Here is a 23936-nt window from a genome sequence, read left to right as displayed (position 1 = left end):
CTCCCGTTTTATCGATCATTTGGGAACGTGCACACACGGCGACGCGGTGCGGAGCCCAACATAACCGCACAGCAACAACCATTGACAAGTGTCCGGGATGTTTCTCTACTGTGAACGCTCACAGAAGCATGGCACGGTCCTCGCAGTAGACGAGGACCCAGGTCAGGGGAGAACGATCCATGCCCAACATCACGAAGCACCGGCGCTTTGTGGCCACTGCCGTCGCCGTCGCGCTCGGCGCCACCACACTCGCCGCCTGCGGCGGGTCCGACGACGACAGCGGGGACCGGTCGGGGCCGGCGAAGCTGACGTACTGGACCTGGACGCCCGGCATGGACAAGGTCGTCGACCTCTGGAACAAGGGCCCCGGCAAGGAGCAGCAGATCACCGTCACGGTGAAGAAGCAGGCCTCCGGCGACACCCTGGTCACCAAGATCCTCACCGCGCACAAGGCGGGCAAGGGCCCGGACCTGGTGCAGGCCGAGTACCAGGCGCTGCCGACCCTGGTCAGCAACGACGCGGTCGCCGACATCGCGGGCGAGGCGGGCGACGCGAAGGGCAAGTTCGCCACCGGCGTCTGGCAGCAGACCACGCTGGGCTCCGACGCCGTCTACGCGATACCGCAGGACATCGGGCCGATGATGTTCTACTACCGCGAGGACCTCTTCGAGAAGTACGGCCTGACCGTCCCGAAGACCTGGGACGAGTTCGCCGAGACCGCGCGCAAGCTGAAGAAGGCGGACCCGGACGTCGACCTCACCACCTTCTCCGCGAACGACTCCGGTCTCTTCGCCGGTCTCGCCCAGCAGGCGGGCGCGCAGTGGTGGACCACCGAGGGCCAGAAGTGGAAGGTCGGCATCGACGACGCGGCCACCCGGCGCGTCGCCGACTTCTGGGGCGGGCTGGTGAAGGAGGGCGCCATCGACAACCAGCCGATGTACACCCCGGCCTGGAACAAGGCCCTGAACACCGGCAAGCAGATCGCCTGGGTCAGCGCCGTGTGGGCGCCGGGCACGCTGACCACCGCCGCGCCCGACACCGAGGGCAAGTGGAAGGTCGCGCCGCTGCCGCAGTGGTCGGCCTCCGAGAACACCACCGGCAGCTGGGGCGGCTCCTCGACCGCCGTCACCACGGACTCGAAGAACAAGGGTGCCGCCGCGAAGTTCGCCACCTGGCTGAACACGGACCCCGAGGCGCTGACCGCGCTGGCCAAGGAAGGCGGCATCTACCCGGCCGCCACCACCGCGCAGACCAGTGACGCGTTCGCCCAGCCGCCGGCCTTCTTCTCCCACCAGGCCGACTTCTACACCGTGGCCTCCGAGATCGCGAAGACCACCGCGCCGTCCGCGTGGGGCCCGAACGTGAACGTCGCCTACACCACCTTCAAGGACGCGTTCGGCGCCGCCGCGAAGAACAAGTCGGACTTCGGTGCCGCCCTGAAGACGATGCAGGACGACACGGTCGCCGACATGAAGAAGCAGGGCTTCGAGGTCGCTCGGTGACGACGGCACGCCGGAGGTCGTACGGGGTCAAGGGGGCCCCGTACGCCTTCCTCCTCCCCGCGACGATCCTGTTCGCCCTCTTCTTCGCGCTGCCCATCGGCTACGCCGTCTGGCTCAGCCTGCACAAGGTGCAGGTCAAGGGGCTCGGCCTCGGCTCGGGCGCGCGCAGCGAGGTGTGGGCGGGCCTGGAGAACTACACCGACGCGCTGACCGACTCCGAACTGCTCGACGGCGCCCTGCGCGTCCTCGGCTACGGCGCGATCGTCGTCCCGGTCATGCTCGGTCTGGCACTGGTCTTCGCCCTGATGCTGGACAGCGACAAGGTGCGGCTGGCCCCCTTCACCCGGCTGGCGATCTTCCTGCCGTACGCCATCCCCGGTGTCGTGGCGGCCCTGCTGTGGGGCTTCCTCTACCTCCCGGACGTCAGCCCCTTCTACTTCGTGCTGGAGCGGCTGGGCCTGCCGCAGCCGGATCTGCTGGACGGCGGCGGCCTGTACGCGGCGCTGTCGAACATCGCGATCTGGGGCGGCACCGGCTTCAACATGATCGTCATCTACACCTCGCTGCAGGCGATCCCCGCCGAGGTGTACGAGGCGGCCAAGCTGGACGGCGCGTCGCCGCTGCAGATCGCGTTGCGGATCAAGATCCCGATGGTGGCGCCCTCGCTGGTGCTGACCTTCTTCTTCTCGATCATCGCCACGCTCCAGGTCTTCAGCGAGCCCACCACCCTCAAGCCCCTCACCAACTCGGTCTCCACGACGTGGAGTCCGCTGATGAAGGTGTACCGGGACGCGTTCGGCGAGGGCGACATCCACTCGGCGGCCGCGGGTGCCGTGATCATCGCCGTGGCGACGCTCGTCCTCTCCTTCGGCTTCCTGAAGGCCGCGAACTCCCGTAGCAAGCAGGAGGCAGCACGATGAGTTCTCTTGCCGTACGCGAGGCCGCCCCGGCGGCCGGCACCACCCCCGGCACCGCCCAGGGCCCGCCGCTGCGCCGCCGTATCGCGCTCGTCCCGACGCTCACCCTGCTGCTGGGCGCGATCTACTGTCTGCTGCCGGTCGCCTGGGTGCTGATCGCGGCCACCAAGTCGGGCAGCGAGCTGTTCAGCACGTTCACCTTCCTGCCGGGCACCGGCTTCGCGGACAACCTGTCCGACCTGAACGCCTACCGCGACGGCGTGTACTGGACGTGGATGGGCAACTCCGCCCTGTACGCGGGCGTCGGCGCCCTGCTGTCCACCGCCGTCTCCGCGATCAGCGGCTACGCGCTGGCGATCTACCGTTTCCAGGGCCGCGAGGCCGTCTTCAACGTGCTGATGGCGGGCGTGCTGATGCCCCCGGTGATCCTGGCGATCCCGCAGTACCTGCTGATGGCGAAGGCGGACCTGGCGGACAGCTACTGGTCGGTGCTGCTGCCGCTGATCCTCTCCCCCTACGGCGTCTATCTGTCCCGGATCTACGCCGCTGCCGCCGTCCCCGCCGACGTGGTGGAGGCCGGGCGGATGGACGGGGCGGGCGAGTGGCGGATCTTCACCCGGATCGCGCTGCCGATGATGGTGCCGGGGCTGGTGACGGTCTTCCTGTTCCAGTTCGTGGCCGTGTGGAACAACTTCCTGCTGCCGTACATCATGCTCAGCGACGACGAGAAGTTCCCGATCACCCTGGGGCTGTTCACCCTCCTCGAACAGGGCTCCAACACCCCGGCGCTCTACACCCTGGTGATCACGGGCGCGCTGCTCGCGGTGATCCCGCTGATCGCGCTCTTCCTGGTCATCCAGCGGTTCTGGAGCCTCGATCTGCTCTCCGGAGCCGTAAAGTCATGACCATGAGCAACACGGGGGGCAGGCGCAGACCGCCGACCATTCACGACGTGGCGCGCGAGGCGGGAGTCTCCCGGGGAACCGTGTCGCGCGTGCTCAACGGCGGTCACTACGTCAGCCCGGCGGCGGCCGAGGCGGTCAACGCGGCGATCCGCAAGACGGGTTACGTCGTGAACCGGCACGCCCGCTCGCTGATCACCGGCCGTTCCGACTCGATCGGCTTCCTGCTGACGGAACCGCAGGAGAAGCTCTTCGAGGACCCCAACTTCAACGTCCTCCTGCGGTGTTGCACCCAGGCGCTGGCCGCGCACGACATCCCGCTGCTGCTGATGGTGGCGGGCACGGAGGACGAGCGGCGCCGAATCACGCGGTACATCACGGCGGGCCACGTCGACGGTGTGCTGGTGGTCTCCAGCCACTCCGCGGACCCGGTCGCCCAGGAGCTCCGCGAGGCGGGTATCCCCCTCGTCCAGTGCGGCAAGCCCATGACTCCCGGCTCGAAGGTGAGTTACGTGGCCGCCGACGACCGCGACGGGGCCCGTGACATGGTGCGCCATCTGCTGTCGCTGGGCCGTCGGCGGATCGGTGTGGTGACCGGTCCGCTGGACTCGCCCGGCGGTGTCGACCGCCTCGCCGGCTACAAGGAGGTGCTGACCGAGGCCGGCGTCGAGATCGACGAGCGGCTCATCGCCTCCGGCGACTACAGCCGCGCCAGTGGCGAGGCGGGCACCGACCTGCTGCTGGACCGGGCCCCCGACATGGACGCCGTCTTCGTGGCCTCCGACCTGATGGCGCAGGGCGCCCTCACGGCGCTGCGCCGGGCGGGCCGCCGGGTCCCCGAGGACGTGTCCGTGGGCGGCTTCGACGACTCGGCCGCCGCGACGGAGTCCGTCCCCGCCCTCACCACCATCCGCCAGCCCTACGACCGGATCAGCAACGAGATGGTGCGGGTCCTGCTGGCGCAGATCGGCGGCGAGGCCCCGGCCGCCGTGATCCTGCCGACGGAGCTGGTGCGGCGGGAGTCCACGTAGGACGCGGCCGCGCACGGGGGTCCGCCGACGTCAGTGGTGTGCGGGCTCCCGCTCGGGCTTCCGTGTCTCCTCGGTGACCCGGGTGCCCGGGTGCCTGAGCGCGCACAGGAACCCGATGCCGAGGGCGATGGCCATGCCGTAGAACACCCACTGGTTGGCCTCGGCGAAGTCCATGCGGATGGCGTCCATCGAGTCGCGCACCACCGTGCCGACCGGGCCGTCCCCGCTCGGCGCCTGGCTGTCGGGGTTGCCGGTGACCGACTCGGCGATGTCGCGGGCCGCGTCCCGTGCCGCGTCGTCCGGCACCCCCTTGGACGTCAGGGTCTCGACGACCTTGTCGGTGGTGACGTGCGTGAGGATCGTGCCGTACACCGCGAGCCCCACGGCCGCCGCGTAGTTGCGCACGGTCTGGGTGATGCCGGTGACCTCGCCGTACGAGGCGTCGAGGGACCGGTTCACCGCGTCGGTCGAGGCGGGCGCGAGCAGGAAGCCGATGCCGGCGCCGGCGAGGGCGACATAGGGCCACTGGTCGTGCATCGAGAGGTCCGTCAGCTTGTTCGCCCAGAGGGCGAAGCCGACCGCGCCGAGGGCCGTGCCCAGTTTCAGCGCGGGCCGGGCGCCGCGTTTGTCGAGGATCCGGCCGCCCCACTGGGAGGCGACCGCGAAGCCGATGAAGAAGTACAGCAGGAACAGCGCCGCCTGGTTGGGCGAGGCGCTGAGCGAGACCTGCGCGTACACCGAGGCGAAGAAGAACAGCGGGACGAAGGCGAGCATCGCGAAGAAGAGGACCGCCGCGTCGACGCCGAACGCCTTGTCACGGAAGACGTGGAGTTTGATGAGCGGTTCGTCGACACGGAGTTCGTAGGCGCAGAACAGTACGAGGACCGCGAGTCCGCCGATGATGCAGGCCCAGGTGGCCGCGCTGCTCCAGCCCCAGGCGGAGGCCTGTTGCAGGCCGAGCACGCTCAGGCCCATGCCGACGGCGACGAGGACGGCGCCGGGCAGGTCGAGACGTTCACGGCGGACCCGGTACGGGATGTGGGCGAGCGCGGTCAGGACGAGGGCGATGATCGCGACGGGCACGTTGACCCAGAAGATCGCCCGCCAGGTCCAGCTGGTGAGCCAGCCGCCGAGCAGCGGACCGAGCGCGGTGAGGGCGCCGGACACCCCGAAGAACAGGGCGAGGGCCCGGCCCCGCTTGTCGACCGGGAAGACCGCGACGACGACGGCGAGCGCGGCGGGGAACATCAGCGCGGCGCCCAGGCCCTGGGTGGCCCGGAACACGATCAGCCAGCCCAGGGCGAAGCCGTCGTCGGGGACACAGCCGCAGAGCACGGAGGAGATGACGAAGACGAGGGTGCCGATCACCATCATCCGGCGGTGCCCGAGGATGTCGGCGAGCCGGCCGCCGAGCGCGAAGAACGCGGCCAGGGCCAGCAGATAGGCGTTGACCACCCACTGCATGCCCGAGGAGGAGAGATCGAGTTCGTCGACGATGCTGGGGGCTGCGATGGCGACGATCGTCTGGTCGATGAAGGTCATCGACACGGCGAACATCATCGCCGCGAGGGCGAGGGTCTGGTGGGGCGCGGCAGGACCGGATGCGGCGGGGCCGGGCCCGGAACGTTCCTTGATGTCGGCCATATACCGGATATTCTCTTGATCCGCCGTACTGCGCATGCGCTCGGCGGCGACGCCCGGTAAGGGCCCGCGACTCGCCGTCACCACCCGAACGGCCGTCCGAAGATCGCGTCGTCACCGGGGTCGGAGGCCCGTCTCGGGGTACTCGACGCGCACCGGCCCCGGATCCGGTTGGACACTGGAGTGCGGCCGGGTTGCGCCGACGGACGAGACCAGGACACGACTGCCATGAACAGCGACAGCGATCACCGGGACGACGAGAACGTCGTCTCCAGCCATTCCGTCTTCGGTGCGCCCTGCTGGGTGAGCCTCACCAGCCGGGACCTGCCGGCCACGGAGGACTTCTACGCCGCCGTGCTCGGCTGGCAGTGGCGTACGGCCAAGCTCGGCGACCACTTCCGGATCGCGCTCGCCGACGGTGTGCCGGTCGCCGGGATCGCCGGGGTGGCCTCCCTGTGGCAGATGGCGGTGGCCTGGACCCCGTACTTCGCCGTGTCGGACGCCGACGCGGCCGCGTCCCGGGCCAGGGAGCGCGGCGGCACGGTCGCGGTCGGCCCCCTCTCCTTCCCGCCCGGACGCGCCGCCCTGTTGGCGGACCGGCACGGCGCCTCCTTCGGGATCTGGGAGGGCGCGCTCTTCACCGACTGGGAGACCTGGCGCAAGGCCGCCCCGGCCTTCATCCGGCTGCACACCCGGGACGCCTTCGACGCGGCGATCTTCTACGGCGAGGTCCTGGAGTGGGCCACCGAGAAGCCCGGCTGCTGCGAGGTGCGCTACGAGGCGAACGAGGTCGTGCTGCGCAGCGAGGGCGAGGTGGTCGCCCGGATCACCTCCGGCGCGCTGGAGGCCGCCCCCGATCCCACGATCCGCCCGCACTGGCAGGTCCACTTCTCCGTCTCCGACGTGGCGGCCCGTGTCGAGGCCGCCCAGCACCACGGCGGCACGATCCTCACCCAGGACGCGCGCGAGGCGGTCCTCCGCGACCCCGACGGCGCCCAGTTCACCATCACGTCGCGCGGCGAACGCTGACCGGGACGGCCGAGGATCAGCGGGCCCGGCAGGGCCTGGAGAGCAGCATCAGCCCCCGCGCCTCCAAGGTGATCTCGGCGCCCGCCTTGTGCTCCGACTCGTCCGGGACGCCGTCGGGTTCCGCGGTCGTGTCGACCCGGGTCGTCCAGCGCTCGCCGTACGCGGCGCCGGGGAGCCGGAAGACCCGCGGCTCCCAGTGGCTGTTCAGCAGGAGCAGGAAGGAGTCGTCGACGACGGGGTTGCCGCGGTGGTCGCGTTCGGCGATGGCGTCGCCGTTGAGGAACACGGCCACGGCGTGCGCGTCGGAGCGGTCCCAGTCGGCGTCGGTCATCTCGCGGGCGTCCGGCCGCAGCCACACCAGGTCGGGCAGCGGCTGGTCCGCGCGGGTCGGGGTGTCGCCCCGGAAGAAGCGGCGGCGGCGCAGCACCGGGTGCGCCGCGCGCAGGGCGATCAGGTCGCGGGTGAACGCGAGCAGCGCGCGCCGTTCGTCGTCGAGCCGCCAGTCGAGCCAGGAGACCTCGTTGTCCTGGCAGTAGGCGTTGTTGTTGCCGCGCTGGGTGCGGCCCGACTCGTCGCCGTGGCAGATCATCGGGATGCCCTGGGACAGCAGCAGGGTGGCCAGCAGGTTGCGTTGCTGCCGGGCCCGCAGGGCGAGGACCCGGGGGTCCCTGGTGGGTCCTTCCGCGCCGCAGTTCCAGGAGCGGTTGACGCTCTCGCCGTCCCGGTTGCCCTCGCCGTTGGCCTCGTTGTGCTTGTCGTCGTAGGAGACCAGGTCGCGCAGGGTGAAACCGTCGTGCGCGGTGACGAAGTTGACGCTGGCGCGCGGGCGGCGTCGGCTGTGCTCGTAGAGGTCGGCGGACCCGGTCAGCCGGGACGCGAACTCGCCGAGCGTATGGGGACGCCCGCGCCAGAAGTCCCGTACGGCGTCGCGGTATCGGCCGTTCCACTCGGACCACAGGGGCGGGAAGTTGCCGACCTGGTAGCCGCCCTCGCCGACGTCCCAGGGTTCGGCGATGAGCTTGACCCTGCTGATCACGGGGTCCTGCTGGATCAGGTCGAAGAACGCCGAGAGGCGGTCCACCTCGTGGAACTGCCGGGCCAGCGTGGCGGCCAGGTCGAAGCGGAAGCCGTCGACATGCATCTCGGTGACCCAGTACCGCAACGAGTCCATGATCAGTTGCAGGACGTACGGGTGCCGCATCAGGAGGCTGTTCCCGGTGCCCGTGGTGTCGTAGTAGTGCGCCCAGTCGCCGTCCACGAGGCGGTAGTACGAGCTGTTGTCGATGCCGCGGAAGGAGAGGGTGGGTCCCTTCTCGTTGCCCTCGGCGGTGTGGTTGTAGACCACGTCGAGGATCACTTCGAGGCCGGCCGCGTGCAGGGCCTTGACCATCGACTTGAACTCGGTGACCTGCTGGCCCCGGGTGCCGTGGGCGGCGTAGGCGTTGTGGGGCGCGAAGAAGCCGATGGTGTTGTAGCCCCAGTAGTTGACGAGGCCCCGGTCCTGCAGGACGCCGTCCTGCACGAACTGGTGGACCGGCATCAGCTCGATCGCGGTCACGCCCAGCGAGGTGAGGTGCTCGACGACGGCGGGATGGGCCAACCCGGCGTAGGTGCCGCGCAGTTCGGGGGGAACCTCGGGGTGGGTGCGGGTGAGCCCGCGGACGTGGGCCTCGTAGACGACGGTGTCGGCGTACGGCCGGCGCGGCGGGCGGTCGTCCCCCCAGTCGAAGAAGGGGTCGGTGACGACGCCGAGCATGGTGTGCCCGGCGGTGTCGGCGCCCGGTTCGCGGAGGGAGGGGTGGTTGTCCACCTGTCCGTCGACGGCCGTGGTGTACGGGTCGAGCAGCAGCTTCGCCGGATCGCAGCGGTGGCCGGCGGCGGGGTCCCAGGGGCCGTGCACCCGGTAGCCGTAGCGCTGTCCGGGGCCGACGCCGGGGAGCCGGCCGTGCCAGACGAAACCGTCGGCCTCGGTGAGCGGGACGGCTCGATGGCGGCCCGCGTCGTCGACGAGCACGAGGTCGACGCCGTCGGCGACCTCGCTGAAGAGGGCGAAGTTGGTGCCGGTGCCGTCGTAGGAGGCGCCCAGCGGATAGGGGTGCCCGCTCCACACGGGCACCCCTTCGCGGTCCGGACGCACGGTCACCGCGCGTCTTCGAGGATGTCCGGGGCCTCGCCGCCGGGCGCACCAGCGAGCGTCGCGACGGGCATCTCGCGGGGCACCTGGAGCATTTCGCGCAGGGCCGGCTCGGGCCCCGTCGGCACCAGGGGCGCGCCCTGGTCGACGGGGGCCCGCTGGGTGAACCAGATCACCGTGCTGCCGGTGTCCGTGGAGCAGCAGCCCCAGCCGTCGCTGAGCGCGGCGATACGGGTCAGGCAGGGACGCAACTCCCGGTCGGGGCGCAGCTCTCGGTCGTTCTCGGCCACCGCCGAGATGAGGTGCTGACCGTTCCACCACATCTCGATCGAGGTGTTCTTGTCCGTCGCGTGCTCCTCGATGGCGCGCAGGAGGAGTTCGGCGCTGTGGCAGACGGGCTGGACGAGCGTCTCCAGGTCCCAGAACCGGAGGTGAGCGGCCAGGATGCGGCTGACCTGCCCGACCCGCTCCGGACTGACTTCCACGTCGAGGTGGTAGTAGCGAGGCACTGCGGTCTTCATCGTCGTGGGCTCCTCACCGGCGAAGCTCCCTCCGCGCATGCACGAAGCGTGAGCACCGATTACTTCTGAGTCACCTACAGCGTGGGAGGGCTACGCCATTCGTGCAACACGAGCGACTCCCGAGGTTGTTGAAGAACCAACAAGACGCCTGGTGGTTGCGCGTGCACCATGAGTGAAGGCATCGGCTCCGTGACGGCTCGATGCCCCTCCGTGCACGACCTCCCCCGGGAAGCGTGCTCCGTCGAGAGTGCCGGGAGGACCAGCACATGCTGCTGCCCGCCAAGAACGAGGTGGCCAGACATCTGCGGCGCTACCGCACCTGGGAACGCGTGATGCTCGCGTCCCCGACCGACCGCGCGGCCCGGGACAGTTTCGAGGACTCGGGCTACACGCTGTGCGTCCTCATGGGCAAACGCTGTGCCCGGGAGGCCGTGGCGGCCGCCGAGCGCTATCTGCAGACGAGCCCGCCCGCCCGTCTCCAGGACCAGGGCGACCATCCCCAGCAGGAGGCCGCCGGCAAGCCCCGTAAGGACCGGGCCCGTAAAGGGGCCGGCAAGCCCCGGGCCGCCGAGAACCGTTCCGGCAGAGGTGGTCCGCCGTCCGGTCGGCGCTCCACGGCAGGGCTGTAAGACCCGCAGAGCACCCGTTCGGCCCAGCGCCGATCCCCGAGCACGGCGGAGGTGAGACCCATGAGCCCGACTCCGGCCCCGGCCGTCGGCCGCGTCCCCGTGAGGGATGTCCGCCCGCTCGTCGAGTGCGGCAGGCGTCCCGCGAAGGCAGTTGTCGGCGAGACCTTCGAGGTCACCGCGACGCTGTTCCGCGAGGGGCACGGCGTGGTGGCCGCCAATGTCGTGCTCAAGGACCCCGAGGGCCGTCCGGCCCCGTGGACCCCGATGCGCGAGCTGGCCCCCGGCTCCGACCGCTGGGGTGCCTTTGTCACCCCCACCTCCGAGGGCCGGTGGACGTACCGCGTCGAAGCCTGGAGCGACCCCGTCGCCACCTGGCGTCACACCGCCCGCGTCAAGGTCCCGGCCGGCATCGACACGGGCCTCGTCCTGGAGGAGGGCGCCGAACTTTTCGTGCGGGCGGCGGCCGGGGTGCCGGAGGCGGACCTGCACGCGGTCCTGGTGGCGGTGGTCGGCAGGCTCCGCGACGACACCCTGTCGGCCGCCGACCGGCTGGCGGCGGCGTTGGCGCCGGAGGTGGACGAGGTCCTGGCCCGGCATCCCCTGCGGGAACTGGTCACCTCCTCCGAACCGCTGCCCCTGCTGGTGGAACGTGAGCGGGCCCTGTTCGGCTCCTGGTACGAGTTCTTCCCCCGTTCCGAGGGCACCCCCGAGCAGCCCCACGGAACCTTCCGCACCGCGGCACGGCGCCTGCCCGCCATCGCCGCCATGGGCTTCGACGTCGTCTACCTGCCCCCCATCCACCCACCCCCGACGACGTCGGCGTGCCCTGGGCCATCGGCTCCCCCGAAGGCGGCCACGACACCGTCCACCCCGACCTCGGCACCCTCGACGACTTCGACTTCTTCGTCGCCGAAGCCCGGGCCCTGGGCATGGAGATCGCCCTGGACTTCGCCCTGCAGTGCTCCCCCGACCACCCCTGGGTCCACAAACACCCCGAGTGGTTCCACCACCGCCCCGACGGCACCATCGCCTACGCCGAGAACCCGCCCAAGAAGTACCAGGACATCTACCCCATCGCCTTCGACGCCGACATGCCCGGCCTGATCACCGAGACCGTCCGGATCCTGCGGCACTGGATGGACCACGGGGTACGCATCTTCCGCGTCGACAACCCCCACACCAAACCGGTCCTCTTCTGGGAACAGGTCATCGCCCGGATCAACGCCACCGACCCCGACGTCATCTTCCTGGCCGAGGCCTTCACCCGCCCCGCGATGATGCACACCCTGGCCGCCACCGGCTTCCAGCAGTCCTACACCTACTTCACCTGGCGCAACACCAAACAGGAGCTCACCGACTACGCCCGCGAACTCGCCGGCGAAGCCGCCGCCTACATGCGGCCCAACTTCTTCGTCAACACCCCCGACATCCTCCACGCCTTCCTCCAGGAAGGCGGCCGCCCCGCCTTCGAGCTCCGCGCCGTCCTCGCCGCCACCCTCTCCCCCACCTGGGGCGTCTACTCCGGCTACGAACTCTGCGAGAACACCCCCCTCAAACCCGGCAGCGAGGAGTACCTCGACTCCGAGAAATACCAACTCCGCCCCCGCGACTGGGACGCAGCCGAACGCGACGGACGCACCATCGCGCCCCTGATCACGGCGCTCAACCACATCAGACGACGGCACCCCGCACTGCACGGACTACGGAACCTGCGCTTCCACCACACGGACAACGACGCGGTGATCGCGTACAGCAAGCGCACCGGTTCGGACGCGGTCGTGGTGGTCGTCAACCTCGACCCCCACCGTGCCCAGGAGGCCAGGATCACCCTCGACATGGCGGAACTCGGCCTGGGCATGGGCGCGACCATGCCGGTGCGCGACGAGTTGACGGGGGAGACCTACCACTGGGGGCGGACGAACTACGTGCGCCTGGAGCCCGGGCGGGCGCCCGCGCACATCCTCCACGTCCCGCTCCCCGTCGACAGCTCGTCCTCCTCGTCGCAGATCGGAGGGTCAGGTACGCCATGACCATGAACAAACCCATCCCGGACACCTTCGACGACACACCGCAGAAGGACCGGGACCCGGAGTGGTTCAAACGCGCCGTCTTCTACGAGGTCCTCGTCCGCTCGTTCCAGGACAGTGACGGCGACGGCATCGGCGACCTCAAGGGGCTGACCGCCAAACTCGACTACCTGCAGTGGCTGGGCATCGACTGCATCTGGCTCCCGCCGTTCTTCAAGTCCCCCCTGCGCGACGGCGGTTACGACGTCTCCGACTACACCGCCGTCCTCCCCGAATTCGGCGACCTCGCCGACTTCGTGGAATTCGTCGACGCCGCCCACCAGCGCGGCATGCGCGTCATCATCGACTTCGTCATGAACCACACCAGCGACCAGCACCCGTGGTTCCAGGAATCGAGAAAAGACCCCGACGGACCCTACGGCGACTACTACGTCTGGGCCGACGACGACAAACAGTTCCCCGGCGCCCGCATCATCTTCGTGGACACCGAAGCCTCCAACTGGACCTTCGACCCCGTCCGCAAGCAGTACTTCTGGCACCGCTTCTTCTCCCACCAGCCCGACCTCAACTACGAGAACCCGGCCGTGCAGGAGGAGATGATCTCGGCGCTGAGGTTCTGGCTGGATCTCGGCATCGACGGGTTCCGGCTCGACGCGGTGCCGTACCTGTACCAGCAGGAGGGCACCAACTGCGAAAACCTTCCCGCAACCCATGACTTCCTCAAGCGGGTGCGGAAGGAGATCGACGCGCACTACCCCGACACGGTCATCCTCGCGGAGGCGAACCAGTGGCCCGAGGACGTCGTCGACTACTTCGGTGACTTCGCCAGCGGCGGCGACGAATGCCACATGGCGTTCCACTTCCCCGTCATGCCCCGCATCTTCATGGCCGTACGACGCGAATCGCGCTACCCGGTCTCGGAAATCCTCGCCAAGACCCCCGCCATCCCCTCGAACTGCCAGTGGGGCATCTTCCTGCGGAACCACGACGAGCTCACCCTCGAAATGGTCACCGACGAGGAACGCGACTACATGTGGGCCGAATACGCCAAAGACCCCCGCATGCGCGCCAACATCGGCATCCGCCGCCGCCTCGCCCCCCTCCTGGACAACGACCGCAACCAGATCGAACTCTTCACCGCGCTCCTGCTGTCCCTGCCCGGCTCGCCGATCCTCTACTACGGCGACGAGATCGGCATGGGCGACAACATCTGGCTCGGCGACCGCGACGCCGTCCGCACCCCCATGCAGTGGACCCCCGACCGCAACGCCGGCTTCTCCTCCAGCGACCCCGGCCGCCTCTACCTGCCGACGATCATGGACCCGGTCTACGGCTACCAGGTCACCAACGTCGAGGCGTCCATGTCCTCACCGTCGTCCCTGCTGCACTGGACCCGCCGGATGATCGAGATCCGCAAACAGAACCCCGCGTTCGGCCTGGGCACCTACACCGAACTGCCCTCCTCCAACCCCTCCGTGCTCGCCTACCTCCGCGAGTACAAGGACGACCTGGTGCTGTGCGTGAACAACTTCTCCCGCTTCGCCCAGCCCACCGAGCTCGATCTGCGCGCCTACGAAGGACGCCACCCCGTCGAACTCATCGGCGGAGTCCGCTTCCCCGCCATCGGTGAACTGCCCTACCTCCTCACCCTCGCGGGCCACGGCTTCTACTGGTTCCGGCTCTCCCGAGTCCTCTCCCGCGCTGCCCTAGGGCGTTGAAGCGCGGGCCGGCGAAAGGACGCGTCACCATGTCGAAGACCGCATCCGCACTGCTCCGGCCGAGTGGCGAAGAGGTCGCCGCCGGCCTCATGACCTCGCTGGCGGGAATGCTGCGCGAATGGCTGCCGCGGCAGCGCTGGTTCGCCGGCAAGGACCGGCCGGTCACGGAGCTCGCCCTGCTGTCGATGACCGAGCTGTATCCGGGCTGCCTGCATCTGCTCGTGCACACCGGTCAGCCGAGCCATCCCGCTCACGGCGGGGTGCCCGCGCCGGGCGGGCCGCCCCCGGCCGGCGACTGCTACCAGCTCCTGCTCGGAGTGCGTGAGCATCCGGTGCCGCGCCTGGCCCGCGCGCTCATCGGGCAGGCGCACGAGGGACCGCTCGCCGGTCTGACGGTGTACGACGCGCTGTACGACCCCCGGTCGGCCGAGCTGCTCCTCGAACGGCTGCGGCATCCCGGCTCGGCGGGCCCGCTGCGTTTCGAGGCGGACCCCGACGCACGGGTGCCGGCCGGGCTGGCGCCCCGGCTGCTGGACGCCGAGCAGTCCAACTCCTCGCTGGTGTACGGGGACGCGTACATCCTCAAGGTCTTCCGGCGCATCCAGCCGGGGGTGAACCCCGATCTGGAGGTGCCGGGCGCGCTGGCCGGGCAGGGGTGCGGCCGGGTGCCGGCACCGGTGGCCTGGTTCCGGACGACCGATCCGTTCCCGGCGACGCTCGGTGTGCTGCAGCCGTTCCTGCCCGACGCGTCGGACGGCTGGACGCTTGCGCTCGGCGCGCTCGCCGCCGGGCAGGACTTCACGGCGCAGGCCCGTGAGCTGGGCCGGGCCACGGCGGAGGTGCATCTGGCGCTGGCCTCGGCCTTCCCCACCGGGGCCCACGACGAGAACGGGCGGACGGCGGCCGCGATGACCGAACGGCTGGACGCCGCCGCGCGCTCCGTACCGGCCCTGCGGCCGTACGTCCCCGGGCTGCGCACGGCCTTCCGCGCGCTGCTCGCCTGCGACCCGGGGCCGCCCGCGCAGCGCGTCCACGGCGATCTGCACCTCGGGCAGGTGCTGCGGGCCGGTCCCGACTGGTTCGTCATCGACTTCGAGGGGGAGCCGTCCCGTCCGCTCGCCGAGCGGTGCGGCACGCAGTCTCCGGTGCGGGACATCGCCGGGATGCTGCGCTCCTTCGACTACGCCGCGCGGCAGCGCCGGCCCTGGCGCCCGGAGTGGGCGCGCCGCTGCCGGGAGGAGTACTGCGCGGGCTACGCCGCCCGCGCCGGCTGGGACCCGCGCGAGAAGCACGGTCTGCTGCGCGCCTACGAGACGGACCGGGCGGTGTACGAGGTCCTCTACGAGGCCCGCCACCGTCCCGACTGGCTCCCCGTACCGATGGCGGCGATCGAGCGTCTCGCCGTGAGAGGAGACTGAAGCCGTGGCTCTGCGTGACACCACGCCCCCCGAGTCGGCCGGTCCGCCCCGGCGCCGCCCCCGGCTGACCGTGGCCGCCCCGCCCCTGCCCCCCGAGGAGCGCACACGGCTGCTCTCCGGCGCGCACCACGATCCGCACGCCCTGCTGGGCGCCCATCCGGTGCCGGGCGGCGGGGTCTCCGTGCGGGCCCTGCGCCCGTACGCCCACGCCGTGAGCGTCCTGATCGAGGGCGAGCGCACCTATCTCGCCTCGGAGGGCGACGGGCTCTTCTCCGTGCTCCTGCCGCTCGACGCCGTGCCCGCGTACACGCTGTTCGTGTCCTACGAGGACGCCGACCACGAGGTGGAGGACCCCTACCGGTTCCTGCCCGCGCTCGGTGAGCTGGACCTGCATCTGATCCGGGAGGGGCGGCACGAGCAGCTGTGGCGGGCGCTCGGCGCCGAGCCCATGACCCACCAGGGCGTCACCGGCACCCGCTTCACCGTCTGGGCGCCGAACGCCCGGGGGGTGCGGGTGGTCGGGGACTTCGCCTGCTGGGACGGGACGGCGTTCCCGATGAGGTCCCTGGGTTCCTCCGGGGTCTGGGAGCTGTTCCTGCCGGGGGTGGGCGAGGGCGCCCTCTACAAGTTCGAGATCACCGCGCGCGACGGCCGGCGTCTGCTGAAGGCCGACCCGATGGCCCGCCGCGCGGAGGTGCCCCCCGCGACGGCGTCCGTCGTGCACGCCTCGCACTACGAGTGGGGGGACGCGGAGTGGATGGCCCGGCGCGGTGACGTCCCGGTGCACGAGGCGCCGTTCTCCGTGTACGAGATCCATCTCCCGTCCTGGCGACCGGGGCTGACGTACCGTCAACTCGCCGATGTGCTGCCCGGGTACGTCAGTGACCTCGGCTTCACCCATGTCGAGTTGATGCCGGTCGCCCAGCACCCGTTCAGTGGCTCCTGGGGCTACCAGGTCACCGGCTTCTACGCCCCGACGGCCCGCCTCGGCACCCCGGACGACTTCAAGTACCTGGTCGACGCCCTGCACCGGGCCGGGATCGGGGTCATCGTGGACTGGGTGCCCGCCCACTTCCCCAAGGACGACTGGGCGCTCGGCCGCTTCGACGGGGAGCCGCTGTACGAGCCCGGGGACAGCAGGCGGGCGGAGCATCCGGACTGGGGGACGTACGAGTTCGACTTCGGCCGCACCGAGGTGCGCAACTTCCTCGTGGCGAACGCCGTGTACTGGTGCGAGGAGTACCACGTCGACGGGCTGCGGGTGGACGCGGTCGCCTCCATGCTCTACCTCGACTACTCGCGGGACTCCGGACAGTGGTCGCCCAATGTGTTCGGCGGGCGTGAGGATCTGGACGCGGTCGCCTTCCTCCAGGAGATGAACGCCACCGTGTACCGGCGGGCGCCCGGGGTGGTGACCATCGCGGAGGAGTCCACGGCCTGGGACGGCGTGACCCGCCCGACCGACAGCGGCGGGCTGGGGTTCGGGCTGAAATGGAACATGGGGTGGATGCACGACTCGCTGGGCTACATGGAGCACGAACCCGTGCACCGCAAGTACCACCACAACGAGATGTCGTTCTCGATGGTGTACGCGTACAGCGAGAACTACGTCCTGCCCATCTCCCACGACGAGGTCGTGCACGGCAAGCGGGCGCTCGTGTCGAAGATGCCGGGCGACTGGTGGCAGCGGCGCGCCAACCACCGGGCGTACCTGGGCTTCATGTGGGCCCACCCCGGCAAGCAACTCCTCTTCATGGGGCAGGAGTTCGCCCAGGGCGGGGAGTGGGTGGAGGCTCAGGGGCCGGACTGGTGGCTGCTCGATCCGGGGTACGGCGCGGAGGCCGACCACCGAGGGGTGCGAGACCTCGTCCGCGACCTCAACACGACCTACCGCCATACGCCGGCCCTCTGGCAGCGGGACACCGACCCGGCCGGTTTCCAGTGGGTGAGTGCGGACGCGGGCGAGGACAACGTCTTCGCGTTCCTGCGGCTCGCCGCGGACGGGACGCCGCTGCTGGCCGTCTCGAACTTCAGCCCGGTGGTGCGGGAGGACTACCGCCTCGGGGTGCCGGACGACGTGGCGGTGTGGCACGAGGTGCTGAACACGGACGCGGCCGTCTACGGGGGCAGCGGGGTCACGCATCCCCACCCCGTCGAGGCCGAGCCGCACGCCTGGCACGGGCGGCCGGCCAGTGTGCGGCTGACGCTGCCCCCGCTGGCCACGGTGTGGCTCCGCCCCGAGCGGTCCTCCGGCCCCGGGGCGACCGATCAGGATCGGAGAAGCCCGGCGGCGGTGGTGCGCCCTAGCGTGGGGACTGATCCAAGCGACCGGAATACACCCCGTAGGAGTGCGCCATGACTGCCGGACTGAAGACCGTCATCTACCCCGTCAAGGACCTGGCTCGGGCGAAGGCCCTGTTCAGTGCCCTGCTGCAGGTCGAGCCGTACGCGGACTCGGCCTACTACGTCGGCTTCAAGGACGCGGGGCAGGACGTGGGGCTGGACCCGAACGGCCACGCCAAGGGGATGACCGGACCGGTGCCGTACTGGCACGTCACCGACATCCGCACGAGGTTCGCGGCGCTGCTGGAGGCCGGTGCGCAGACGCTGGAGGACATCCACGACGTGGGCGGCGGCCGGCTGATCGCCTCGGTGAAGGACGCGGACGGCAATCTGATCGGGCTGCTGGAGGACACGGAGGCGAAGTAGGGCCGGCGACAGTTGCACCTGCACTAGTTGCACGGACAACGAATGTTTCGCCCTCTGTTACCGTGCACATATGGCAGCGAACACGACCGGTGTCCGGCTCGAGGACCAGTGGCGGGACATCCTGTGCGTGCACGCCCGCACGATGTGCGAGATCGACCGCGTGCTGCATCCGCACGGGCTGGGCGCCAGCGACTTCGAGGTGCTCGACATCCTCGCGTCGGGGATGGCGGCCGCGAGCGCGTCCGGGGACCTGTGCCGGGTGCAGAACATCGCCGAGAAGGTCCACCTCAGCCAGAGCGCGCTGTCCCGGCTGATCGGCCGGCTGGAGAAGGACGGCCTGGTGGAGCGGACCGTGTGCGCGGAGGACCGGCGGGGTGTGTGGGTGGCCCTGACGGACAAGGGCCGCGAGCTGCACACGCAGGTCCAGCCCCTGCAGCGTGAGGTCCTGGCCCGCATGCTGCGGCAGGACTGACCCGCCCTCGGGGCCGCGGGAACGGTCTGCGGGCCGCCCCCTCGTCCGTCGGGCGAGTTTCCCCCGTGCGGATCAGATTCCTTGACCTCCCAGGAGGGTGCCCACGTCGTGGGCGTCGAGGGTGAGGCCGTACGGGGAGCCGGCGTCGATGGTGAGGGAGAGGTCGGCGTCGGTGGGCCACTGGGAGGCCAGGGCGCCCAGGGGCACCAGCCGGTAGCGCGACACATAGGGCAGGAGCTCGGCCATCGCGGGCTCCGAGGTGAAGACCGGCACGATCTGCTCGCCGCCGGGCTGCTCCAGTACGGGCAGCGCCACGGCCGTCGGATCGTTGACGGCCGCCTCGTCGGCGTCGTCCGGGACCGGGATCAGCACGTCGGTGTCGGCGAGCGTGTGGAGCGCGGCCGTGTCATGGGTGTCGAAGGCGAGCGCGGTCAGCGCCCGCTGGGCCGGCGAGGCGGCCTGGGGCGGGGTGTGGCCATTGGCGGGTATGTCCATCGGAAGATCCCAGCTAGTAGCGGAAAGGCCGCCCGGGACGGCGTCCGTCCCGGGCGCTGCGCCCCTCGCGTACCCGACGGCGGGGCGGGCATTCCTCTGCCTGGCCGATGCATACGGGACACGAGGGGCCGCTGGGGTCCGAGGGCCCCGCTCACCACGGGTTCGGTCACCTCAAAGGCACCCCGGATGTCTCTTCGGACTGGCCCGACGCCGCCGTGGTCTCCGTGCGCCGCGCCGTCGCGGATGTCATTTCAGGCAGGGCCTGTCCGCGCCGATCTTCCCGGGGCCGGCGCTCCGCCGAAGGCGCCCCGGGGACTTCGACGGGCACCCGATTCAGGTGAAAATGAACCAGTAGTGGTGACCCGCGCCCACGCGCCCGCCGGGGTCCCGGTCCTAGCGTGGCCGCATGACCATGCAACCCTGGTTTCCCGACGCCAAGCTGGGCATCTTCATCCACTACGGCATCTACGCCGTGGACGGCGTGCCGGAGTCCTGGTCCTTCTACTGGGGCGAGGTCACGCACGAGCAGTACATGAAACAGCTCGACGGCTTCACCGCGTCCGCGTACGACCCCACGGCCTGGGCCGAGTTGTTCGCCCGGGTCGGCGCGAGGTACGCGGTGCTCACGGCACGCCACCACGACGGTGTCGCCCTGTGGGACTCCGCCCACGGCGACCTGGGCGTCGTGCGTCGCACGCCGGCGGCCCGGGACCTGATCACCGGCTACGTCGACGCGCTGCGCGAACGGGGCCTGAAGGTCGGCCTCTACTACTCGCACTCCGACTGGAACCACCCCGACTACGCCAGTGCCCGCCACCCCGAGATCGACCGGTGGACGAACGAGCACCCGGGCGGCAACGACGCCAATCCCTACTCCCACGCCGCCCCCGGCGAGGAGGACCCGGCCGCCTGGGACCGCTATCTCGCCTACCGGGACGGCCAGGTGGGCGAGCTGGTCGAGCGGTTCCGCCCCGACCTGCTGTGGTTCGACGGCGAGTGGGAACGCACCGAACAGCAGTGGCGTCTGCGGGAGTTGGCCCAGCTGATCCTCAGCGAGAACCCGGACACCGTGCTCAACGCCCGCATGCTCTCGTACGGCGACTACGCCACCCCGGAACAGGGTGTGCCACTCGAAGCGCCCGAAGGGCCCTGGGAGTTGTGTCTGACCATCAACGACTCATGGGGTTTCCAGCACGCGGACCACAACCACAAATCCGTGCGGCAGCTGGTGCGTTACTTCGCCGAGACCATCGGCATGGGCGGCAATCTGCTGCTGGACGTCGGGCCGAGGGCGGACGGGACGATCCCCGCCGAGCAGGTCGAGCGGCTGGAGGGGCTCGGGGCGTGGATCGGGCGGCACTCCGACGCCGTGTACGGCACGGTCGCCGGGCTCCCCGCAGGGCACCACTACGGTCCGAGCACCCTCTCCGCCGACCGGCGCACCCTGTACCTGATGTGCTTCGACGTACCGCGTGAGTCCGTGGCGGTACGGGGGCTGCGCAATCCGGTCAAGAGAGTCACCGTCGTCGGCGCGGGCACCGAGCTGGACCACCGGGTCGTCGGCGGTCTCGACGCGGTGCCCGGCGTGACGTGGATCGACGCGCCCGCCCAGGCCGACCTCGATCCGTACGCGACCGTCCTCGCCGTGGAGTTGGAGGGTGAGCTGGACCTCTACCGGGGCTCGGGCCGCGACTGACCGGCGGGGACACGTCGGCCGGGACATGTCGGCGGCTACGTACAATCCTCGGGAATCGACCGGAGGTTCGCGTTCATGAACCTCCGGATCGGCCCGGGACGGCCCCGGGCCCGCTTCGGGGGGAATCGCATTGCCGTGGGACGTGGCTCCTCTGGTGAGCCGGGAGACCGAGCTGGCCCGCCTCACCGGCGTACTCGACGCACTCACCGGGACCGGCCACGACCGCGGGACCGGCCACCACCGCGGGGCCGTGACCGGTCCCGCGGTCGTCGATGTCACCGGCGCGGCGGGCATCGGCAAGAGCAGGCTGGTCTCCGAGTTCTGCGCACGGGCGCGGGACAGGGGCATGACGGTGCTGCGCGGCCGGGCGACCGAGTACGAGCGGCACCTGCCCTACCAGCCCCTCGCCGACGCCCTCGCCGACCTCGACACCGAGACCGGTATCCCGTCGCCGTTCACCGAGGTCCACAGCATGGACCGTTTCGCCCTGCAACGCGCGGCGGCGGCCTTCCTGGCCCGGACAGCGCGCGCGGGCGACGGTCTCGTGGTGGCCCTCGACGACGTGCACTGGGCCGACCCGGCCTCCCTGGAACTCCTCGACCACCTCGTCCGGCATCCGCCGCGGCGCGCCCCCGTGGTGATCGTGGTGGCCCGGCGTGAACGGCAGACCGCGCCCCGGCTCGCGGCCTCCCTCACCCGGGGTGTGGAGGCCGGGACGGTGCTCCGGCTCGAACTGGGCCCTCTGGACCGCGACGCCTGCCTCGCGGCGCTGGCCCCCGACCGCCCGGCCGGCCTCGCCGCCGAGCTGTACACCGCCAGCGAGGGCAACCCTCTGTACTTCCTCGCCCTGCTCCAGGCCGGCAGACCGGCGGGGCTCAGCTCGCTGCTGCTGGACGAACTGACGCCCCTCACCGACGGCCCGCGCCGGACGGTCCAGGCCGTGGCCGTGCTCGGCGACCACGCCGCACCCGCTCTGGTGGCGGCCGTCACCGGCCGACCCGAGCACGAACTCGACGCGGACTTCGGCGAGTTGACAGCCCGGGATCTCGCGCGGCCGGGGCCCGACGGCCGCTGGACGCTCCGGCATCCGGTGCTGCGGTCCCTCGTCCACGACAGCATCGATCCCACGCTGCGCACCCGGATGCACCACCTCGCCGCCGTCGAACTGGCCCGGATCGGGGCGCCGGTCAGCGAGCGGGCGCACCATGTGGAGCGGGCGCTGACCGGCTTCGACCCGGATGCCGTGGCCGTGCTCACGGAGGCCGCCCGGCAGGCCGCCGCGACCGCGCCCGCGAGCAGCGCCCACTGGCTCGGCGTCGCCCTCGCCCATCTGCCCGAGGGATCGGCGCACAGCGTGCCGCGCCGGGATCTGATGCTGCGCCGGGCCGAGGCCCTCGGCGCCTGCGGCGGACTGCGCGAGAGCCGGGACCTGCTGCACGAGGTGATCAGCCTGTCGCCGCCGGGCACCGACGACGGCGCGCGCGCCCTGGCCGTCACCCTGTGCGCGGTGATGGAGCGCCATCTCGGCCGGTACACGGAGGCCGTGGCCCTGCTCCGTCGCGAACTGGCCCGGGGCGCCGACCTCTCCCCCGCCGAGACCGTCCGGCTCGGCCTGGAGCTGGGCTCCTCCGCGCCGCACGCCAGCTCGTACCCGGACGTGCACGACGAAGTGGCCCGCACCCTGGAGCTGGCCCGGTCGCTCGGCGACGAGGTCGCGGAGGCGGGAGCGCTCGCCGTCACCGCGCTCGGGAGGGCGTACGAGGGCGACATCGAGGCCGCCGCCGAGGCGACCGACCGGGCGGCCGCGCTCATCGACTCCCTCACCGACCAGGATCTCGCCGGCCTGTGCGAACCCCTGGCCCGGCTCAGCTGGGCGGAGGCGTTCCTGGAGCGGTACGCCGACGCCGAGCGGCACGCGGAGCGCGGTCTCGTGATCGCCCGCCGGGGCGGTCTGCTCTATGTGGTGCCGCACCTGCTGCTGTGCCGGTCCCACCTCCACGTCATGACACTGCGGCTGGGGTCGGCCCTGGAACTCGCGGAGGAGGCGGAGACGATCGCGCGGGGCATCGGCAGCGACGAACTGCTCGCCTTCGTCCTGGCGTCCAAGGCCCAGGCGCTGATCCCCGCGCTCGCGCCGGGGGACGGTGGTGCGCTGGCCGTGGCCGAGGAGGCCGTCGCCCGGGCCGGTGCCGGCACGGGTTGGTGGGCGTCCATCGCGTGGTGCGTGCTGGGGTTCGCCGCACTGCACGCCGGAGATCCGGCGCGGGCCCGGGCGGCGGTGCTGCGGGCGGGCGGGGAGGATCTGGCCGGTCTGCAGCCGAGCATGCGGCCGTTGTTCATCGAGATCCTCGTCTCCGCCGCGGTGGCCGTCGGGAACCCGGACGAGGCCCGGCAGTGGGCGGAACGCGCCCGCAAGGAGGCGGAACGGCTCGGTCTGGTGGCACAGCGGGCGTCGGCGCTGCGCAGCCGGGCGCATGTGCCGTTGGCCGACGGCGATCCGGCAGCCGCGGCCGAGCTGTTCGAGCGGGCCGCCGAGGAGGCGGCCCGGGGTCGGGGCAAGCTGTGGGAGACGCAGACCTTGCTGATGGGTGCGCCCCTGACCGCGTCGGCGGGGCGCCCGGCCCGCGCCCGCGCCATGTGGGAGCGGGCCGTGCGGCTGAGTGAGGGGACCGGCGCCCACCTGCTGACGGGCCTCGCGGAGGCGATCCGCCCGGCGGTCTTCGTGGAGTCGGCGACGTCCCAGGGCACAGGCGGGGACGCCGGCACGCCGTCGCGCGGCGGGGCCGCCGCGGAGCTGGCCGTGCTGTCGGCGCGGGAGCGGGAGATCGCCGCCCTCGTCGCGCAGGGCCTGACCAGTCCCGCCATCGCCGAGCGACTCTTCCTCAGCCCGCGCACGGTCGAGACCCACCTGTCCCGCATCTACCGCAAGACGGGCGTCACGTCACGGGCGGCACTGGCGGCCCTCCAGACCCGCGAGGACTGCGCGAGGGCGGCGCCTGAGCCCGTTGGCACCGAGGGATGGATGCGATCTGCACCCCCTCGGTACGTCTCCTCCGAGCGGGGTGGTTAGCATATGAGCGCCGCCTAGCTCGAAA

Annotated in this window: 17 protein-coding genes and 1 pseudogene; 14 read left to right on the top strand and 4 right to left on the bottom strand. The window is 71.1% G+C overall.

Features of this window, described 5'->3' with window-relative positions:
* The first annotated feature begins 179 nt into the window (after window positions 1-179).
* From ACZ9QC_RS39700 to ACZ9QC_RS39685, 4 genes are read left to right on the top strand one after another with little or no spacing between them, the layout of a single operon-like run.
* The gene (locus ACZ9QC_RS39700) at window positions 180-1502 is read left to right on the top strand and encodes an extracellular solute-binding protein (RefSeq protein WP_472917545.1); all 1323 of its coding nucleotides are present in this window, start codon (window positions 180-182) and stop codon (window positions 1500-1502) included.
* The gene (locus ACZ9QC_RS39695; RefSeq protein WP_472917544.1) at window positions 1499-2422 is read left to right on the top strand and encodes a carbohydrate ABC transporter permease; all 924 of its coding nucleotides are present in this window, start codon (window positions 1499-1501) and stop codon (window positions 2420-2422) included. The genes ACZ9QC_RS39700 and ACZ9QC_RS39695 overlap by 4 nt, the downstream gene beginning before the upstream one ends.
* On the top strand, window positions 2419-3324 hold the full coding sequence (locus ACZ9QC_RS39690) for a carbohydrate ABC transporter permease (RefSeq protein ID WP_472917543.1): 906 nt from the start codon (window positions 2419-2421) through the stop codon (window positions 3322-3324). The genes ACZ9QC_RS39695 and ACZ9QC_RS39690 overlap by 4 nt, the downstream gene beginning before the upstream one ends.
* The gene (locus ACZ9QC_RS39685) at window positions 3321-4352 is read left to right on the top strand and encodes a LacI family DNA-binding transcriptional regulator (RefSeq protein WP_472917542.1); all 1032 of its coding nucleotides are present in this window, start codon (window positions 3321-3323) and stop codon (window positions 4350-4352) included. The genes ACZ9QC_RS39690 and ACZ9QC_RS39685 overlap by 4 nt, the downstream gene beginning before the upstream one ends.
* Window positions 4353-4382: 30 nt before the next feature.
* Here ACZ9QC_RS39685 and ACZ9QC_RS39680 read toward each other — a convergent pair whose 3' ends face one another.
* The gene (locus ACZ9QC_RS39680) at window positions 4383-5996 is read right to left on the bottom strand and encodes an MFS transporter (protein WP_472917541.1); all 1614 of its coding nucleotides are present in this window, start codon (window positions 5994-5996) and stop codon (window positions 4383-4385) included.
* 225 nt (window positions 5997-6221) lie between these two features.
* Here ACZ9QC_RS39680 and ACZ9QC_RS39675 point away from each other — a divergent pair, with 225 nt between their 5' ends.
* On the top strand, window positions 6222-7022 hold the full coding sequence (locus ACZ9QC_RS39675) for a VOC family protein (protein ID WP_472917540.1): 801 nt from the start codon (window positions 6222-6224) through the stop codon (window positions 7020-7022).
* 16 nt (window positions 7023-7038) lie between these two features.
* Here ACZ9QC_RS39675 and glgX read toward each other — a convergent pair whose 3' ends face one another.
* Both glgX and ACZ9QC_RS39665 read right to left on the bottom strand, forming a co-directional pair.
* On the bottom strand, window positions 7039-9165 hold the full coding sequence (gene glgX / locus ACZ9QC_RS39670; protein ID WP_472917539.1) for a glycogen debranching protein GlgX: 2127 nt from the start codon (window positions 9163-9165) through the stop codon (window positions 7039-7041).
* A complete protein-coding gene (locus ACZ9QC_RS39665; RefSeq protein WP_472917538.1) occupies window positions 9162-9677 on the bottom strand; it encodes a pep a2 in 516 nt (171 codons plus the stop codon). The genes glgX and ACZ9QC_RS39665 overlap by 4 nt, the downstream gene beginning before the upstream one ends.
* A 266-nt stretch (window positions 9678-9943) precedes the next feature.
* On the opposite strand from ACZ9QC_RS39665, the gene ACZ9QC_RS39660 reads away from it, so the two are divergent.
* The 7 genes and pseudogenes from ACZ9QC_RS39660 (at window position 9944) to ACZ9QC_RS39630 (ending at window position 18650) form a co-directional block, all read left to right on the top strand.
* A complete protein-coding gene (locus ACZ9QC_RS39660; RefSeq protein ID WP_472917537.1) occupies window positions 9944-10306 on the top strand; it encodes a DUF5133 domain-containing protein in 363 nt (120 codons plus the stop codon).
* 60 nt (window positions 10307-10366) lie between these two features.
* Window positions 10367-12336, top strand: a pseudogene (locus ACZ9QC_RS39655) (alpha-1,4-glucan--maltose-1-phosphate maltosyltransferase).
* Window positions 12333-14051 (top strand): maltose alpha-D-glucosyltransferase, encoded by a 1719-nt coding sequence (treS, locus tag ACZ9QC_RS39650; RefSeq protein ID WP_472917536.1) that lies wholly within the window; start codon window positions 12333-12335, stop codon window positions 14049-14051. The pseudogene ACZ9QC_RS39655 and the gene treS overlap by 4 nt, the downstream one beginning before the upstream one ends.
* A gap of 29 nt (window positions 14052-14080) precedes the next feature.
* Window positions 14081-15469 (top strand): maltokinase N-terminal cap-like domain-containing protein, encoded by a 1389-nt coding sequence (locus ACZ9QC_RS39645; protein WP_472917535.1) that lies wholly within the window; start codon window positions 14081-14083, stop codon window positions 15467-15469.
* A gap of 4 nt (window positions 15470-15473) precedes the next feature.
* Window positions 15474-17828 (top strand): 1,4-alpha-glucan branching enzyme, encoded by a 2355-nt coding sequence (gene glgB / locus ACZ9QC_RS39640; protein WP_472917534.1) that lies wholly within the window; start codon window positions 15474-15476, stop codon window positions 17826-17828.
* On the top strand, window positions 17825-18178 hold the full coding sequence (locus ACZ9QC_RS39635) for a VOC family protein (RefSeq protein ID WP_472917533.1): 354 nt from the start codon (window positions 17825-17827) through the stop codon (window positions 18176-18178). The genes glgB and ACZ9QC_RS39635 overlap by 4 nt, the downstream gene beginning before the upstream one ends.
* A 70-nt stretch (window positions 18179-18248) precedes the next feature.
* On the top strand, window positions 18249-18650 hold the full coding sequence (locus tag ACZ9QC_RS39630; protein WP_472917532.1) for a MarR family winged helix-turn-helix transcriptional regulator: 402 nt from the start codon (window positions 18249-18251) through the stop codon (window positions 18648-18650).
* 72 nt (window positions 18651-18722) lie between these two features.
* Here ACZ9QC_RS39630 and ACZ9QC_RS39625 read toward each other — a convergent pair whose 3' ends face one another.
* Complete coding sequence (locus tag ACZ9QC_RS39625; RefSeq protein ID WP_472917531.1) at window positions 18723-19145, bottom strand: SseB family protein; 423 nt, start codon at window positions 19143-19145, stop codon at window positions 18723-18725.
* Between the two features lie 406 nt (window positions 19146-19551).
* On the opposite strand from ACZ9QC_RS39625, the gene ACZ9QC_RS39620 reads away from it, so the two are divergent.
* Window positions 19552-20841, top strand: coding sequence for an alpha-L-fucosidase (locus tag ACZ9QC_RS39620; protein WP_472917530.1), 1290 nt, complete (start codon window positions 19552-19554; stop codon window positions 20839-20841).
* Window positions 20842-20992: 151 nt separating this feature from the next.
* A complete protein-coding gene (locus ACZ9QC_RS39615; protein WP_472921940.1) occupies window positions 20993-23911 on the top strand; it encodes a helix-turn-helix transcriptional regulator in 2919 nt (972 codons plus the stop codon).
* Window positions 23912-23936 lie beyond the last annotated feature (25 nt).

The organism is Streptomyces sp. HUAS MS02, from assembly GCF_055702265.1.
This window is presented reverse-complemented; position numbering and strand designations above follow the sequence as displayed.

Excerpts from the sequence above, each read along its gene's own strand:
- ACZ9QC_RS39700 (WP_472917545.1), top strand. The coding sequence starts at position 180 with ATGCCCAACATCACGAAGCACCGGCGCTTTGTGGCCACTGCCGTCGCC.
- ACZ9QC_RS39690 (WP_472917543.1), top strand. The coding sequence starts at position 2,419 with ATGAGTTCTCTTGCCGTACGCGAGGCCGCCCCGGCGGCCGGCACCACC.
- ACZ9QC_RS39685 (WP_472917542.1), top strand. The coding sequence starts at position 3,321 with ATGACCATGAGCAACACGGGGGGCAGGCGCAGACCGCCGACCATTCAC.
- ACZ9QC_RS39680 (WP_472917541.1), bottom strand. The coding sequence starts at position 5,996 with ATGGCCGACATCAAGGAACGTTCCGGGCCCGGCCCCGCCGCATCCGGT.
- ACZ9QC_RS39675 (WP_472917540.1), top strand. The coding sequence starts at position 6,222 with ATGAACAGCGACAGCGATCACCGGGACGACGAGAACGTCGTCTCCAGC.
- ACZ9QC_RS39665 (WP_472917538.1), bottom strand. The coding sequence starts at position 9,677 with ATGAAGACCGCAGTGCCTCGCTACTACCACCTCGACGTGGAAGTCAGT.
- ACZ9QC_RS39660 (WP_472917537.1), top strand. The coding sequence starts at position 9,944 with ATGCTGCTGCCCGCCAAGAACGAGGTGGCCAGACATCTGCGGCGCTAC.
- treS (WP_472917536.1), top strand. The coding sequence starts at position 12,333 with ATGACCATGAACAAACCCATCCCGGACACCTTCGACGACACACCGCAG.
- ACZ9QC_RS39645 (WP_472917535.1), top strand. The coding sequence starts at position 14,081 with ATGTCGAAGACCGCATCCGCACTGCTCCGGCCGAGTGGCGAAGAGGTC.
- ACZ9QC_RS39635 (WP_472917533.1), top strand. The coding sequence starts at position 17,825 with ATGACTGCCGGACTGAAGACCGTCATCTACCCCGTCAAGGACCTGGCT.
- ACZ9QC_RS39630 (WP_472917532.1), top strand. The coding sequence starts at position 18,249 with ATGGCAGCGAACACGACCGGTGTCCGGCTCGAGGACCAGTGGCGGGAC.
- ACZ9QC_RS39625 (WP_472917531.1), bottom strand. The coding sequence starts at position 19,145 with ATGGACATACCCGCCAATGGCCACACCCCGCCCCAGGCCGCCTCGCCG.
- ACZ9QC_RS39620 (WP_472917530.1), top strand. The coding sequence starts at position 19,552 with ATGACCATGCAACCCTGGTTTCCCGACGCCAAGCTGGGCATCTTCATC.